This window comes from Massilia sp. UMI-21 (genome assembly GCA_015277795.1).
In the GTDB taxonomy this organism is placed as follows: Bacteria; Pseudomonadota; Gammaproteobacteria; order Burkholderiales; family Burkholderiaceae_D; genus Telluria.
In genome coordinates, this window is record CP063848.1 from 2483261 (window position 1) to 2499288 (window position 16028).

A 16028-nucleotide genomic window follows, 5' to 3' on the forward strand; every position below is an offset into this window, starting at 1 on the left:
CGGATGGCCATCGAGGATGAGGAAGGTATGCGTTTGCCGGGAACCCGGTACCAGGAGCACGGTTGGGAGCAGGTCCGCAAGTTGCTGGGGCAATGCTCGCTGCGGGCGCTCGCCCGCCTCGGACCGGCCCGGCTGCTGGCGGCCGACGACGCACTGCTGGCGGACTACGTGGACGCGGTCGCGCGGGCGCTGCACGACTGCGGCGGACGCGGCGCCATGCCCGGCAACAGCTATGGCGACAGCGTTTTCGAGCTCGGCCTGAGCCTGGTGTACGAACTGCAGGCCCGTCCGGCCGACTGGCATGCCTTGCGCCACGCGGTGGCGGGCGAGCATGCGCGCCTGCCGGATTTCTGGGCCGCGCCCGGTGGCGACGCCTTGCTGCGCAAGAAATTCAACGACCTGTACGCCGTCCTGCGCGACAAGGTCGACAGCGACAACTACCAGGCCGCCTGCGGCCGCCCGTGCAGCCCCAACCGCATGTACGCCTACCGGATGCTCGACACCGCCTATGGCGAGGTGGCGCGCCTGTTCGGGGCCTGGCGCGAGCACCGTGAGCAGGTCGGCGCCATCCTGGGGCGCACGCTGGAGGCCGAGCCGATCGAAGCGCGCCAGCTGCGCAGCGTGGCCGACTGCCGGCCCGAATGGATCCTGCGCTGGAGCGCGAGCCTGGAGCGCTTTGGCGGCAGCCCCGGACCCTTGCACACCCGCTCCAAGCGCTTCGCCGGCCTGAAGGAGCATCCGGAGAAGATCGGCGCGATGCTGCGCGAGATCGGCGAGTACCAAACCCTGTCCGCCAATGGCGACCGCGACTGGCTGCAGGATGCCGACGATGCCGGCGCCTGGATGCTCGATTACTGGCGTGTGCTGGGCGAGTCCGAACAGGCCGGCACGCCCGGTCCGGACCGGATCCTGGAGGCGCGCCAGGACGCGCTCGACCTGGAAGACGGCCCGGCCGTGGCCGATGCCCATGCGCAGGAAGCCCCCGCGCCGCCGCCGCTGCTCGACGAAGCCGTGGCCGCGCGCGTTTCACTGTCCCCCCGCTACCTTCAGGTGGCGGCGGCGGCACAGGAGCGCGGCAGCTGGGCGCTACGCATCATGGAGGCCGATTCGGTGCCGGTGCGGCTGGCGGTCTACCTCAAGCTGCTCGGGCCTCACGACGACAGCTATCCAATCGAATGGCTCGACCCGGCCACCGGCGAGCTGCCGACCATGCAGCAACTGGCGCTGCTGGACGGGATCTCGCTGCCGACCTTGCGCAAACGGCGCGACGCGGCGATCGCCAGGCTGGGCGCGGCGGCAGGCATGAAGGAGGAAACGCGATGAGCATGACGGAACTGGATCGCAAGCTGCAGGCAGGGCTGCTGGCGCGGCGCCGGGTCGAAGGCGACCGGCTGGTGCTGGACGACGCGACCCTGCTGGCGGCGCTCGACGGCAGCCGCCCGCTGACGGCGGGCGAACGGGCGGCGCTGCAGGCTTCGCCGCTGACGGCGCGCCGGCTGCGCTGCCTGGCGCAGGCGGCGCGCAGCATGCCGGCGCTGCCCGCCCCGCGCCGCTGGGCCGGCAGCGCCGGCATGCTGCGCGCCGCCGACAGCGGCATGGCCTTCGCGCCCCTGGTCACGGACGACGGCGCCTGGCGCCTGCACGTGGTCGGAGACCGGGTGATCCTGCAGCTCGACCCGGAGTCGCCGCTGGCGGCCGGCCTGCTGCGCGGCGGGCAGGCCCTGCGGGTGCGCGACGGCGCCGGCGCGACGGTCCTCGCAGGCGTCCTGGACAGCGACGGCGAGTGCGAGGGCCGCTGGCCATTCGAGGATGCGGCGGGGCCGCACTTCCAGCGCCATGGCGCCCGCTTCGTGGTCGAGCCGGTGGAGGCGGACGGTGTCTAGCATGCTGGACCTGTTCACCCGGCCGTTCCGCCAGCCGCCGCCGCGCCTTGCCGGTCTGGGCGCGGACTTCATCGCGCTGCCGCTGGCCAAGGGCTGCACGGTGCCGGCCGGGCGCTTCGCCGTGCTGGCCAACGCGCAAGGGCACACGCGGCGCCAGAGCGAGGGCGCGCGCGTCGCGCCGCTGGACGGCGAGAGCGCATGGTGCGTCGATCCGGGCCCCTACGCCTGCGCGCTGCTGCCCTTCGCCGCCGCGCCCGAGATCGGCCTGCGGGTGAGCTTTGCCATCGACACGCCCGACCCGCGCGAGCCGCAGCAGCGCTTCGACCTGTTCCTCGCCAGCGAAGGCGGCGAACGGGTGGCGCTGGATGGCTTCGTGGCCGCGCTCGAGGCGGCCCTGCAGCGCGAGCTGGCCCAGGGCAACCTGGAACTGCCGCCCTGCACCAGTTTCGAGGAGTGGAATGTCTTTCGCACCGGCTTCAACCAGCTGCTGTACACCCGCTTCGGCGTGATGGTGGACGATTGCGTGCCGGCCGACCTGGGCGCCACGCGCGGCCTGGCGGCGTGCTTGACGGCGCAGCTGGAAGCGCAGGCAACACAGGGAGCACCGGAAGCCAGGGAGGCGGCGCGGCCGCCGGCCGCCGCGGCGACGGCGCCGCAAGCCTTCGATGCGGCGCCGGAAGACGCGCGCGCGCTGCGGCGCCTGTTCCTCGAACTGCCGGGCCTGATGTGCGGCCTGCGGCTGGCGGTGCTGCCGGCCGACGGCGCGGATTTTCGCCGCCACCAGGAACTGCTGCGCCGGCTCGACCTGGTCAGCCTGGCGGTGGGCACCATGCCCAGCCTGGGGCTGGCGGCGCCGGGCCGGCCGCTGGCGGGCGCCGCGCAACTGCGCCGCGCCCGCCACAGCCGCCGCGCGGCAGGCGCGCTCGACGAGGCATGGGCGCTGCTGGCGCGCTTGAAGCTGAGCGATGCCGCGATGCTGCCGCTCCTGCTCGAGGAGCTCGACCGCATCGTCGCCAACCTCGAATGCGCTTGCGCCGCGCGGCGCGAGACGGCAGGGGAGGAGGCATGAACGCGTCCGTCCCCGGTGCGCCGATCCGCTGCCGCAGCATCGCGCCGGACGGTTCGCTGCTCACCGTGACCGCCACCGTGCGCCCGCGCGGCGGCCGCGCCGACGTCAAGTGCAGCGTGCCGGATGCGCCCGAGCTGGCGCGGCGCATGCAAGAGGTGGTGCGCCTGGCGCGCCACACCGAGCCGCGTGTCGACAGCCGCGAGCAGGTGCTGCTCAGCCTCGACCGCGCGCCCTTGCCGGGCAGCCGCGACTGGGAACTGGCCTGCGTGCTGGCCGACCGGCTGGTGCGCGGCGTCTTGCCGCCGCACCCGCACCCGCACCCGCACCCGCACCCGCACGCGGAATCGCACTTGCATTCGCAGCCGCCGGTGCCGGTGGCGAACGGCTGGTCCGACGCCTGGCAGCTCGGTCGCATCGACGGCCACCAGCTGCGGCAGGTGCCGGTCGGGGTGCTGGCCGGCGGCCCGGACGGCCTGCCGCACCTGGGCGCCCTGAGCGGCCATCCCGATCCGGCGGCGGGGGTGTCCACCGCGCGCGCCTGGTTTCCGCTGCTCAGTGGCGGCCAGGACGACAGCCTGTGCTGGGTCGAGGTCAGCGTGCGCCCGGCGCCGCACGAGGGCGACGAAGAAGCGAGCATCGCCGCGCCCGGCGTCGACGCCGCGCTCCAGGCCCGCGTGCGCACGGTGCTGGCCGGGGCGCGCCATTTCGACGGCCGCGGTAGCGGGCAGTGGCGCAGCACGGTGCGGTTCGGCGAAGCGCGTTTCCAGGGCGGCTCGTTCGAGCTGGCGCTGGTGATGGCCGACCGCATGGCGCGCGGGCGCGAGTTCCTGCCGCGCGGACGGGTGCTGGCCAGCGGCCAGTCGTCGGCCTGGCATACGGGGGCGGTCGAGACCGTGGAAGGGATCGCGCCGAAGTGCGCGCTGCTGGCGCGGCTGGCGGCGCCGGGCGACCGCATCCTGGTGCCGCGTGCCTGGGAAGCGCGGCTGCCGCCGGGCTGGCGCGAGGCGATCCGGGCCTGCGGCGCGAGCCTGGCCTGCGTGGACAGGATCGGGATCATTTGAATCCGGCCCGGCTGCGCTAGAATCGCTGGGCCATGTGTTGTACAGGGTGTGTTGCACAGGATGAAACGGAGTCGGATATGTTCCAGATGTTCGGATTGGGCGGCGCCAGCTGCCCGCGCTGCGAGCGCAAGCACGGCGGCGATGCGCGCTATTGCGCCGGCTGCGGCCTGATCCTGGGCGCGCCCCGCAATGTCCCGCTATTGCGCGACAACCGCTGGGTCGCCGGCCCGGACGAGCTGGCGGTGTTCTTCGGCGTGCGCGCGCTGTCGGGGGTGTTCGTCAAGACCCTGCGCGTACCGGCCACGGCGCGCGCCTACATCCTGCAGGGCGAGCAGGCCACCGAGGTGCCGCAGGGCGAGTACGAGATCGAGGGCTTCTTCACGCGCCTGAACCATCTGCTGCGCGACCAGCACGCCGAGATCCTGGTGACCCGCACGGCCGCGCTGCCGGTCGAGTTCCGCTTCGACGAAGTGCGTACCAGCGAGCAGCTGGCGGTGAGCGCGCGCCTGACGGTCAGCCTGCGCATCGAGAACGTGCCCGCCTTCGCGCGCCATTTCATGACGATGCCGGGCACGATCGGCACCAGCGAGCTGCGCGAACTGCTGGCGGCGCCGGTGCGCCAGCTGGCCGAGGAATTCGTCGGCGCACGTTCGATCCGCGACATGGCCGGCGACCGCGCGCTGCGCGAGCAGCTCGACCAGCGCCTGCAGGGCGGCCTCGGGCTGCTGCTGGCCGAATACGGGCTGGCGGTGGTGAAGGTCGACACGGTCGAGCTGCGCCACGACAAATTCGACGCCAACCGCGCGCGGGTCGGCAGCCTGTGGCTGGCCGCCGACGAGCGCCACGTGCAGATCGCGCATGCGCAGCACCTCGACGAGCTGTACGACGCGGAGGAATGGCAGCGCCTGCGGCGCGCCGAGCAGGCGGCGCGGGTACGCCAGCGCGAACGCGAACTGCGCCAGGACGACGCGATCGCGCGCGCCGAGCTGTCCCTGAGCGGCGCCGACCGCGCCCACGCGGTACGGGCCCGCCAGATCGAACTGTACGCGCGCATCCTCGACGCCAGTTCGCGCAAGCAGGCGCTGGAACGGGGCGCCGGCGACGTGCTGGCCGAGCTGGAGCACGAAATGGCCCGGAAGGGCGCGCAGCGCCAGGACGAGGCGCGCGAATGGCAGCACCTGCGCGCGCTGGCCCAGCTGCGCATGCGCAGCGAACTCGACGTGGCGCAGCAAGAGGCGCGCCAGGCGCAGGCCATCGCGCGCCAGCGCTTCGCGCAGGGTCTGCTGCAGCAGCAGATCCGCAACAAGCTCGAGCAGGCCGCCCTGATCGAGGACGGCGCGCGCCGGCAGGAAGAACTGGTGCGCCTGCGCGCCGGCGAAGCCGATTGCGCGCGCCGCGCGCGCGCAATCGACGAAGAAGAACACCTGGCCCGCCACCAGTCGCTGGCGCTGGCCAACGCCGCGCGCCGGCGCGAGGCCGAACGCCTGCAGGAATGGGAAGACGAACAGGCGCGCCAGCGCATCGACGCCACCCGCAACGCGGCGCAGCAGGACAAGCTGGCACGCACCATCGAGCTCGAGGCGCGCCAGGAGCGCGCCCGGCAGGACGTGCAGCTCGATGCCGAGGAGCGCCGCCATGCGCTCGAAGTGCGCCGTCTGGAAGCCTTCGCGGCGATGGACGACACGGCCAAACTGGCATTGAGCGCGGCGCCGAACGCGGCGGCCCTGAACGACTTCATGAAGACCCGCGTGCACGCGACGATGGACGCCGACCAGCTGGCCGCGCTGGCGGGCATGGTCGGCGCAGGCAAGCTGAGCACAGCCGAAGCGCTGCAGATGGTGCGCGACGAGCAGGCCCGGCGCGAAGCCGAAGTGGACCGGGACCGCCGCCACCAGGCCGAACTGCTGGCGGCCCAGGCCCGCTTCGGCCACAGCATCGCCAGCAGCATCGGCAACAGCGGTGCGGCCCCGGCCGCACGCCGCTGCGCCAACGGCCATCCGGCGCGCAGCGAGGACCGCTTCTGCACCGCGTGCGGCGCCGCCGTGCCCCATTGACGGACCCGATGCAGACCGCCATCGACAAGATCCGTGAACTGCGTGCCCTGCACGAGGACGGCCTGCTGAGCCGCGCCGAGTTCGACCTGCGCAAGAACGCGATCCTCGATGCCGCCTACCTGCCTGCGCAACCATCGGCCGCGGGCCTGGCCGATCCTGGTGTCGACGCGGCGCCTGCCGGACCGGTCCGGCCCGGCACCGAGATCGGCCTGGTGGCGGGCCAGGAGCTCGGTCCGCAGAACCGGCGCTACCGGCTCGAACGCCTGATCGCGCTCGGCGGCATGGGCCAGGTCTGGCAGGCCACCGATCTGGCCACGCACGCCGAACTGGGCCACAGCGCCCAGGTGGCGCTGAAGATCCTGCCGCCGCAGCTGACCCAGTCGGCGGTCCAGGCCAAGCTCCTGATCCAGGAAGCCACCCGGGCCCGCCGCCTGGCCCACGAGCATATCGTGCGCGTCTACGAATGGGCCCAGGATCCGGCCACCGCGAGCTACTTCATCATCATGGAATGCCTCGAGGGCGAAGACCTGGACAGCCTGCTGGCGCGCGCGGGCCGCCTGCCTTTGGCGCGGGTGCTGGCGCTGCTCGAACCGGTGGCCGCCGCGCTCGAGCATGCCTGGGACAGGCACGGCCTGGTCCACCGCGACATCAAGCCGGCCAACGTGTTCCTTACCCGGGGCGGCGAGGTGAAGCTGCTCGACTTCGGCATCGCGGCGCGCGCCCGTTCGGCGGGCCGGGGCGTGGGCGGCAGGCCTGCACCCGGCGGGGCGCTCGATGCGCCGGGCGCATCGGGCACGAGCGGCTACCGCGCCCCCGAAGCCGGCCAGCCGCAGCGCCAGCCGGCGCCCACGCTGGACGTGTACGCGGTGTCGATGATGATCTACCAGATGCTCGAGGGCGCGCTGCCGGCCGATCCCGCGCCGGCGCCAACCGCCTTGAACCCGCAGCAATGGGAGGCCTTGCGCGCCGGCTTCGCGCACGATCCGGCGGCGCGCCCGGCCAGCGTGCGCGCGCTGCTGGCGGGCTTGCGCGATGCGGCGGGCCCGTCGCCGGAAGAGATCGCGGCACAGGAAGCCGTCGCGCGCCGCGATGCCCTTCGCCGCGAGGGCGAGCAGGCGGCACGCCGCGCAGCCGAGGAACAGGCCAGGGCGGCGGCGCGCGCCCAGGTCGAGCGCCAGCGGCGCGAGCAGCAGCGCCTCGAGCGCGCGGCCCAGGAGCAGGCGCGGGCGGCGCGCAAGGAGGCGCTGCGCCGGCAGTTGCTGGCCCGGCGCGAGGAAGAAGCCGCCAAGGCCGCCCTGGCGCAGGAGGAAGCGCAGCGCGAGGCTGCGCGGCGCAAGGCCGCGGCAGCCTACCTGGCCGAACAGAAGCGGGCGCGCGCCTTGCAGGCGGCGCGCAGCGCGTCCGAGCTGCGGCAGCTGATGCCCGGCCCGGCCGCGCCGGTGGCCGATGGCGATGGCAATGTCGATGTCGATGGCGATGTCGATGGCGATGTCGATGGCGATGGCGTGCTGCGCGATGCGTTCCTGGATGGCGCCGGCAGCGGTCCGGCGCTGGTCCCGGTCCCGGCCGGGCGCTTCCAGATGGGCTCCCACGAGCACGAGCGCAAGATCGCGATGGCGGCCGGCGCGCAGCGGAAATGGCTCGAGCGCGAGACGCCGCAGCGCTGGGTCGGCATCGAGCGGCCCTTCGCGCTGGGCCGCTATCCGGTAACACGGGGCGAGTGGCGGGCGTTCGTGCAGGCCACCGGCTGGGAGCCGACGGGCGAGCTGAGCTGGCTCGAGCCGGGCTTTCCGCAGACCGATGCGCACCCGGTGGTGGGCGTCACCTGGCACGACGCGCAGCGCTACGTGCAGTGGCTGTCGGATGCCACCGGCCAGCGCTACCGCCTGCCGAGCGAGGCCGAATGGGAGTATGCCTGCCGTGCCGGCACCCGCGGCGCCTTCAGTGTCGGCGACAGCATCGGTCCCGGGCAGGCCAACTACGACGGCCGCTTCAGCTACAACGGCAGCCCGTACGGCGCCTTCCACGGCGGCACCACCCCGTGCGGCATGTTCCCGGCCAATCCCTGGGGCCTGTACGACATGCACGGCAATGTGTGGGAATGGGTGCAGGACGCGGTCCACGACAATTACGAAGGCGCGCCGCTGGACGGCAGCGCCTGGGAGGCCGGCGGCGACCAGGCCCGCCGCATCCTGCGCGGCGGTTGCTGGCTGTACAATCCGCGCTACCTCCGTTCGGCGCTGCGCAACGGCTTCTCCAGCGTGCTGTCGAACGACATCGTCGGCTTGCGCGTGGTGCGCGAACTTCGCTGAGTGAGAATGGTGTACAGTAAGACAATTATCCCGGCACGGAGACCTCGCCATGGCCATCGCCCACCTGTTCAAATCGCACGACAAGGACCTCGGCGGCGGCTTCACGGTCAGGCGCATCCTGCCGGCGGCCGCGCGCCAGTCGGTCGGCCCGTTCCTGTTCTTCGACCACATGGGGCCGGTGAAAGCGCAGCCCGGTGCGCGCCACGACGTGCGTCCGCACCCGCACATCGGCCTGGCCACCGTCACTTACCTGTTCGAAGGCGCGATTCAACACCGCGACAGCCTGGGTACCGAGCAGCGGATCGAGCCCGGCGCGATCAACTGGATGACGGCCGGTAGCGGCATCGTGCATTCCGAGCGCACCCCCGAAGACCTGCTGGGGCAGGTGCGCCGTACCCACGGGCTGCAGCTGTGGGCGGCGCTGCCGCGCGAGCACGAGGAGGCGCCGGCCGCCTTCTCGCATACGCCGGCGGACCAGATTCCGGAAGTCGCGTTGCAGGGCGCCAGCGTGCGCGTGCTGGTCGGTACGGCGTTCGGGCGCAGCTCGCCGGTGCCGGCCTTCGGGCCCACCCTGTACCTCGACGTGCAGCTGGCGCCGGGCGGATCGATCGCGCTCGACGGCCTGCCCGAGGAATGCGCGGTGTACGCGCCGATCGGCGCGATCGAGGTCGACGGCGAAGCGGTCCCGGCCGACACCATGGCGATGCTGGAACCGGGCGCCCCGGCACGGGTGTCCTCAAGCGCGGGCGCACGCTTCGTGCTGGTCGGCGGCGCGCCGCTGGACGGACGCCGCTACATCTTCTGGAATTTCGTGTCCTCCAGCCGCGAGCGCATCGAGCAGGCCGCGCGCGACTGGGAAGCGAACGCCTTCGTGCCGGTGCCGGGCGACGACGAGCGCATTCCGCTGCCGGCCTGGCCGGCCGCCTGGAAGCAGGAGCCGTCGGGCGAGCGCGGGCGCGACTGAGCCTGCGCTGTCGGGCGTCGGATGAGGATCTGCATCCAGACCCTGGGAAGCCGCGGCGACGTCCAGCCCTTCCTGGCGCTGGCGCTCGAACTGTCGCAGCGCGGGCACCGGGTGCAGCTCGCCGGTCCGGCGCAGTTTCACGACCTGGCGACAAGCCGGGGCGTCGGCTTCGCCCCATTGCCGGCGCAGTTCCTGGCGCTGCTGGACGCGCCCGAGGCGGCCGCCGCGATGCAGGGCGTCCGGGGCATCGGCGCGGCCTGCAAACTCCTGAAGCAGGTGCAGCCGCTCATGCGGCGGCTGTTCGACGCCGAGTGGCAGGCGGTATCCGCATTCACGCCCGACCTGATCGTCTACCACCCGAAATCGCTCGCCTCGCGTCACATGGCGGAGCGCCTTGCCATCCCCGCCATGCTGGCCTCTCCCTTGCCGGGTTTTACCCCCACGTCGGCCTTTCCGAGCCCGCTGTTCCCGGTATCGACGCTGGGACCGCTCAACAGGATGAGCCATTGGTTCTCGATGCATGGCGGGGACCTGCTGTTCGGCAGGCTGCTCGGCCGGTGGCGGCGCGAGGTGCTCGGTCTCGGCGGCGGCAGGGCGCGCCGGCGACCGCTCGCCACGCTCTACGCGTATAGCCCGAGCGTGCTGCCCAGGCCGGCGGACTGGGACAGTTCGGTGTGCGTAGCCGGCTACTGCTTCCTCGACGAAGGCCACTGGACCATGCCCGCGGGGCTGGACGCCTTCCTCGGCCGGGGCGCTGCGCCGGTGTATGTGGGTTTTGGCAGCATGCCCGCGATCGATGCCGGCGCCCTGGCCCGGCAGGTCATCGAGGCGCTGGCGATGGCGGGCAAACGCGGCGTGCTGGCCACCGGCGGCGGTGCATTGCAGGTCGCGCAGGCGCCCGAGCATGTCCACGTGATCGCGGCGGCGCCGCACGCGCATCTGTTCAGGCACGTCAGCGCGGCCCTGCACCATGGTGGCGCAGGCACCACGGCGGCCTCGCTGCGGGCCGGACTGCCGACCATTGTCTGCCCCTTCTTCGGCGACCAGCCGTTCTGGGGCCGGCGGGTCGCGGCGCTCGGCGCCGGTCCCGCGCCGATTCCCCGCAGGCGCCTCGGCAGCGCGATCCTGGCGGCAGCGTTCAAGGCCGTCGACGACCCGGGCATGCGGCGACGGGCAGCCGCCATCGGCGAACAGCTGTCGGGGGAGTGCGGCGCCGCGGAGGCGGCGCGGTTTATCGAGCAGGCGGTGCGTGCGCGATGATGGGGACGATGCGATACGCACAGCGGCGCGCCCCGGCCAACCCGTGCTCGACCCGCTCGACCTGCACGTCCGGCCCCAGCACGCGCCGGAACACGTCCAGTTCCGAACGGCAGAAATGTTGGCAGGCGCGCGCGGCGGTGCAGATCGGGCAGTGGTTCTCGACCAGCAGCACGCTGCCGTCGGGCGCCACCTCGGTCTCGGCCATGTAGCCTTCCGCCTCGCGCAGCAGGGCCAGTGCGGCGGCGCGCCGGGCCAGCGGTGCGCCAGGGTCGATCGCGGCCCGGTAGGCCGCTTCGCTGGCCGCTTCCCGGGCGTCGATCAGCTGGTCGATGGCGGCTTCGCCGAACAGCGCGCGTACCTGGCCGATCAGGTCTACCGTGAGCGCGGCGTGGCGGTCGGGAAAGCGCGCGTGTCCCAGTCCGGTGAGCTGCCACAGCCGCACCGGGCGGCCCACCTTGCCCGGCCTGTCGAGGTAGCCGACCAGTCCCTTGTCCTCGGCGGCTTCGAGCTGGCGCCGCACGCCCATCGAGCTGAGGTGAAGGATGGCGGCGAGGCCCTGGGCGGTCTGCGGGCCGCGGGTCTTCAGCAGCAGTAAAACCTGTTCGGCCGTGTTCATGCGAATTCCTGGTGGATCGAGTCGCCCTGGCGGCTCCAGCGGCGCATCGAGAATGCCGCCCAGGCCGCCAGCAGGCCGCCGGCGACCAGCGCCAGCCGGGTGTCGGCCAGCGCCAGCAGGGCGCCGCCGAGCGCCATGACGATGTTGGCCAGGCAGAAGGTGGTGGACAGCAGTCCCATCACCGCGCCTTGCCCGTGCGCGGCAAAATGCTCGGCCACCCAGCCCTGCAGGGTGGCGTTGTAGAAGGCGTGCGGCAGGCCGAACACGATGATGGCCGCCATGCCGATCCCCAGGTTGCCGATCCCGACGGACAGGATCGCCAGCGCCACCGCGCCGGCCTGGCCGCTCACGCGCAGGCGCGGATCGACCGGGTGGGTGCGGCCCGCGAACAGGGCGGTCACCGTCATCACGCCGCACATCGCCATGTTGACGAGGGCAATGCCGGCCGCGTCGTAGCCGCCCACTTCCACCAGCCACAGGGGGAAGAATTCGTAGAAGCCGGCGACGCCGCAGGAATAGGCGAGGTGGATCAGGAACAGGGTCTGCAGCGGCCCGTGGCGCAGCAGGGTGAAGGCGTGGCGTTCGCGGGCCAGCGACCACCAGCTGCGGGCGGCGCGGGGGAGCGCTTCCGGCGGGAGGGCCAGCAGCGCCAGCACGGCGCCCAGCAGCAGGCCGCCGGCGGCGATACAAAAGGGCAGCGTGATGCTGTAGCCGGCGCTCAGGCCGGACAGCAGCGGACCGGCCAGCCAGCCCAGGTTGGAGGCGCCGTTGAGCCAGGACAGGGCGTGCTTGCGCAGCGACCCGTCGATGCGCTCGGCCAGCAGCGCGCGCAGGATGGCGCCGTTTCCTTCCAGGATACCGGTGAAGAAGCGCGCCGCGACCAGCAGCGGATAGGACTGCGCCAGCAGCGCATACGCCGTCAGCAGGTGCCCGGCAGCGGCGCCGAGCGTGCTCAAGAGCAGCATGCGGCGCCGGCCGAGCGCATCCGAGATCGAACCGAGCACGGCGCTGCCGAGCAGCATGCCGGCCGGGTTGACCATCAGCGCGATTCCGAACAGTAGCTTTGGCGGCAGGCCGAGGAAGGCGTTGAGCGCGTTCGGCGTGCCAGAGAACAGCGGCGGCAGCAGCGGATAGGCCAGCGAGGCGCCGATGGTCGAGAGCAGCGCGAGCAGACATGCACTACCGATCAGCAGACGATGTTGCATGCGACTCCTGGTGTGGTCATCGGCGAATACCGGAAGTGTAGGGGTGTCGACCGGATAAGTAAACGGAAATATTTACTTATCTGAACGGCCGGGATGCAGGCTGTCGGCGCCACGCGGACGCCATGTGAACGGGGAGCAAACAAGGCGCTGAACAAGGCGCGGATAACGCAGGAAATTTATCCGCGGCTAAGTAGCGCGGGGTCGCAATCGGCGCGCGTAGACTGGGCATCCCGAATGGGTTTTAAGTCACGCAAACGAAAGGACGCGCGATGAAAATTCCAGACCACCTGCTGATTCCCGTCATCGTCTTTGGCCTGCAAGCGGCCTTGCTGGCGGGTACCGCACTGATCTTCCTGGTACTGCGTCCGCCGGGTGGCTGAAGCCCGGGCTTCAGGCATCCAGCCAGGCGGCAGGCTGCGCTCGCCGGCGCTCGCCGGCGCGGGGCGTTTGCGCGCGCGTTTCCGGGTACGGATGGGCCGTGAATCGCAGTAGCCGGCCCATGCCGGCCAGCCGGTCCAGCGGCGCGCCCGGCGCCAGCGGCGTCTCGAGGCCGGTGGCCGGATCCAGATGCCAGAAGCCGCCATCGCGGTGGAACAGCAGCGGCATGCCCGCCGCGCGCGCCTGGGCCGCCATGTCGGGCCGCGCGGGCGCGGTCTCCGGCGTCAGGATATAGAAGGCTTCCGCCCGCGCGCCGCCATCCACGCGGTGCAGGATCACGCCGTGCGCCAGCAGGGCCGTCACTTCCAGTTCGACCACGCCGCGGATGCTGGCGGTGAGCGCAATGCGCATGCCGAGCCGCAGCGTCACCGGGGTGTGCTTGCCCGGCCATACGCCGTCGAGCAGCACGCCGTAGCGCGATACGTCCTCGATCTCGACGCCATGCCGGCCCTGGCGGACCAGCGCGTGGCGGCCGGACAGGCGGCGCGTGAGGCCGCCGTGATCCTGGCCGTGCTCGCCGTAGTGGGCCAGCAGCAGGTCGGCTTCGGGCGCGCTGGATTCGAAGCGGCCCAGCACGCACTCGTCGAGCGCGAACAGGCGCAGGTGGCGCTGCGCCGACGCATCCGGGTCGGCATGCACCAGGCAGGCGCTGCTGGCCGGACAGGGGTGGCCGGCGGCGGCCAGGGGGACGTCGATCTCGATCAGGTCTTCGTCCCAGGCGATGGTCGAGAACCCGAGGTCGAGCTTGCCGCCGGCGTCGATCGGATCGCGCAGGTCGAGGTGGGCGATCGAGGCGTTGCGCGCCACCACGTCGATGTCGAGGCGCCCGCCGCCCGGCGCCTGCACGCGCGCGATGCCGGCGTCGTCGGCGGTCACCCGCACGTTCTTGCAGGTGGCCAGGAAGGTCTGGTGGATTTCGCCCAGGCTGGCGTCGGGGCGCGGCACCAGGATCACCGGCGAGCAGGTCCAGGTGCGCGCCGGTCCCAGGCGCTGCGGATGGCGGCTGTGCAGCTCGATGTCGATGCGGTATTGGCCGTGTTCCAGCCCGCGCGAAGAGAATTCCAGGAACACCGGACGCCATTCGCCGCGCGAGGTGCGCTGGAAGGCGTAGCGTTCGCCCTCGCGCAGGCGCAGGCCGGAGCGCACCAGCATCCGTACTTCGGCGGCGCAATCCATCGGCATGCCGCGCAGCTCGAGCTTGATGGCCTGGCGTCCGCCGGCCGCGCGCGGGTCGAAGCCGCTGATGTGCAGTTGGGGACGCTGCAAGGGCGCGCCGCCGTCACGCGGCGCCGGCGCCATGTCCGGAACAGCGCCATGCTGCGCGCGCAGCGCGCTGATGATCTCGAGGCTGGCCGGCAGACCGCCGGTAGCGGCAGGGGAGGCCGGGGCAGGCGTCGGCTGCGCATGGCCGTGCGCGCACAGGTCCTCGCCGGGCATGACCCAGACGGTGCAGTGCGGGTGCTCTGGATTGCAGCAGCGGTTCATGGCGCGGTGGCTGATTCGGTGGAATTCGACAACATTGCAAAGCTTACGCGCTTTTTCAGCCCAGCGGCGCGCCGCATTCATTGATTGGCAACATTATTTTCTGCTGGGAACTTCTGCTTCCTTACTCTGGCGCGCCGTCCGGCAAGGCCGTCTCGTCCGCATGGCGGTCGGCCCGGGCGCGCAAGGGCCGCAGCACCAGCGCGGTCAGGTTGTCGGCGTGCAGCCCCTCGGGCGGTGTCGCTTCGAGTGCCCCGAACAGGCGCGCGACCATGTCCTGTGCGCTGGGGGCGCCGGCCAGCAGCGCGGGCCAGGTGGCCACGAAGCGCTCGGGTGCGGCGCAGGACCAGAAGCCATCGCTTGCCAGCAGGTAGACGGCGTCCTCGCGCAGGGTCAGGACGCGCCGGTCGGGCAGGGCGCGCAGCCAGGAAGGCAGGTTCAGCGGCGTCAGTTCGAACAAGGGGTCCGACAGCTGCGCCGGCTTGCTGAAGGCATTGCCGAGAATGAAGGCCTGGGCGATCTGCGGTGCGTGCGCGCCGTGCACCTGGCGCCACCAGCCCTGCTCGTCAAGGCGGCCGGCCAGCGCCGCGGCGGTGGCGGGAACATGGTCGACCGTGAGCGGCATGGCGCGCTCGGGGCCGATTTCGTAGAGCCGCGAGTCGCCCACATGGTAGAGCAGCGGCGGCGCGCCCGGCGGCAGCTCCAGCATGGTCAGCGTGGTTCCCGGACGGGCCCCCGCCTCGGCAGCGAAATGGCGCTGCAGTTCGGCGTGCAGCAGGTCGAGGCGGCGCCCCAGTTCGGCCGCCGAATGGCAGGGCGGGATGGCGAGCAGCCCGCTCGCCACCGCCTCGGCCGCCTCGCGTCCGTGGCCGTGCCCGCCCATTCCGTCCAGGACCGCCAGCCGGCCGTGGCCGGGCGGCCAGCCGCGCACGGAGACGCGGCGCAGCGCCTGGCCCAGCAGGTGGCAGGCTTGGCCGGCATAGTCGATGACGACGAAATTGTCCTGGTTCTCGGTGCGCTGCACGGGACCGCTGCCGCGCCGGCTGGCGACGGCCACGTCATGGAAGGGCGCGAACTGGAACCCGGACAGGATGTCGGACACGGCAGGAGGCATGGGCAGGATGAGAATGGCAATCCCGGTACTTTACACCTGAACAGGCTTTGTCGAAGCGCTGATGGGCGCGGGTGTTCCGGCTTGCGCCGCGCTATCGTTCCCTTACTCGACGCCTTCGTCGGTCCGGCGCAGCCACAGGCTGCTGGCCCAGCCGTCCAGGCGGCGGCCGTTCACCACGGCGCTGACCTGCCACCAGTCGCCCCGGCGCCGGCCGCTGGCCGTCACCTGCGTGCCGGCCGGCACCACCGCCAACCGGCGCGCATCGACGCCGGTATCCGCGCGCAGGTTCAGGTGGTCGCGGACGCGGTACATTGCGCCCGCCGCCGGTGTGCCCGGTACCGGCGTGCCGGCCGCGGCCAGCCTCGCCGCCGGCGCGGCGGTCCGCCCTGCGGACCCGGCTGCGAACAGGGCATGCAGCGATCCGCCGAGCAGCGCGGTACCGCCGATCAGCACGGCGGCGGCGCGCAGGTTCGCCCGGCGCCACCAGGCGCGCGGGCTGAGCCAGGCCGCCAGGCACAGGGTGAGCAGCAGGCCGGCGCCGTAGGCGGCAATCGCGGTCACGGACGGCAT

Annotated in this window: 12 protein-coding genes and 1 pseudogene; 8 read left to right on the plus strand and 5 right to left on the minus strand. The window is 72.4% G+C overall.

What is annotated here, in order from left to right; genetic code table 11:
* The first annotated feature begins 27 nt into the window (after positions 1-27).
* The 8 genes from IM543_11010 (at position 28) to IM543_11045 (ending at position 10603) form a co-directional block, all read left to right on the plus strand.
* Complete coding sequence (locus IM543_11010) at positions 28-1323, plus strand: hypothetical protein (protein QOY96296.1); 1296 nt, start codon at positions 28-30, stop codon at positions 1321-1323.
* Entirely contained in the window at positions 1320-1883 is a 564-nt protein-coding gene (locus IM543_11015; GenBank protein ID QOY96297.1) for a hypothetical protein, read from the plus strand. Before IM543_11010 ends, IM543_11015 begins: the two co-directional genes overlap by 4 nt.
* 1 nt (position 1884) lies before the next feature.
* Entirely contained in the window at positions 1885-2952 is a 1068-nt protein-coding gene (locus tag IM543_11020) for a hypothetical protein (GenBank protein ID QOY96629.1), read from the plus strand.
* A complete protein-coding gene (locus IM543_11025; protein ID QOY96298.1) occupies positions 2949-4013 on the plus strand; it encodes a hypothetical protein in 1065 nt (354 codons plus the stop codon). The genes IM543_11020 and IM543_11025 overlap by 4 nt, the downstream gene beginning before the upstream one ends.
* A gap of 77 nt (positions 4014-4090) precedes the next feature.
* Positions 4091-6067, plus strand: coding sequence for a hypothetical protein (locus IM543_11030; GenBank protein QOY96299.1), 1977 nt, complete (start codon positions 4091-4093; stop codon positions 6065-6067).
* Positions 6068-6075: 8 nt separating this feature from the next.
* Positions 6076-8379, plus strand: coding sequence for an SUMF1/EgtB/PvdO family nonheme iron enzyme (locus tag IM543_11035; protein QOY96300.1), 2304 nt, complete (start codon positions 6076-6078; stop codon positions 8377-8379).
* 49 nt (positions 8380-8428) lie between these two features.
* Entirely contained in the window at positions 8429-9343 is a 915-nt protein-coding gene (locus IM543_11040) for a pirin family protein (protein QOY96301.1), read from the plus strand.
* Positions 9344-9364: 21 nt separating this feature from the next.
* Entirely contained in the window at positions 9365-10603 is a 1239-nt protein-coding gene (locus IM543_11045) for a glycosyltransferase family 1 protein (protein ID QOY96302.1), read from the plus strand.
* Here IM543_11045 and IM543_11050 read toward each other — a convergent pair.
* From IM543_11050 to IM543_11070, 5 genes and pseudogenes are all read right to left on the minus strand, one after another.
* A complete protein-coding gene (locus tag IM543_11050) occupies positions 10575-11219 on the minus strand; it encodes a MarR family transcriptional regulator (GenBank protein QOY96303.1) in 645 nt (214 codons plus the stop codon). The two genes, IM543_11045 and IM543_11050, sit on opposite strands and share 29 nt — an antisense overlap.
* Positions 11216-12424 (minus strand): MFS transporter, encoded by a 1209-nt coding sequence (locus tag IM543_11055; GenBank protein ID QOY96304.1) that lies wholly within the window; start codon positions 12422-12424, stop codon positions 11216-11218. The genes IM543_11050 and IM543_11055 overlap by 4 nt, the downstream gene beginning before the upstream one ends.
* 459 nt (positions 12425-12883) lie before the next feature.
* Positions 12884-14347: pseudogene (locus IM543_11060) on the minus strand (FHA domain-containing protein).
* Between the two features lie 121 nt (positions 14348-14468).
* Positions 14469-15458, minus strand: coding sequence for a protein phosphatase (locus IM543_11065; protein QOY96305.1), 990 nt, complete (start codon positions 15456-15458; stop codon positions 14469-14471).
* A gap of 102 nt (positions 15459-15560) precedes the next feature.
* On the minus strand, positions 15561-16028 hold the full coding sequence (locus IM543_11070) for an SH3 domain-containing protein (GenBank protein QOY96306.1): 468 nt from the start codon (positions 16026-16028) through the stop codon (positions 15561-15563).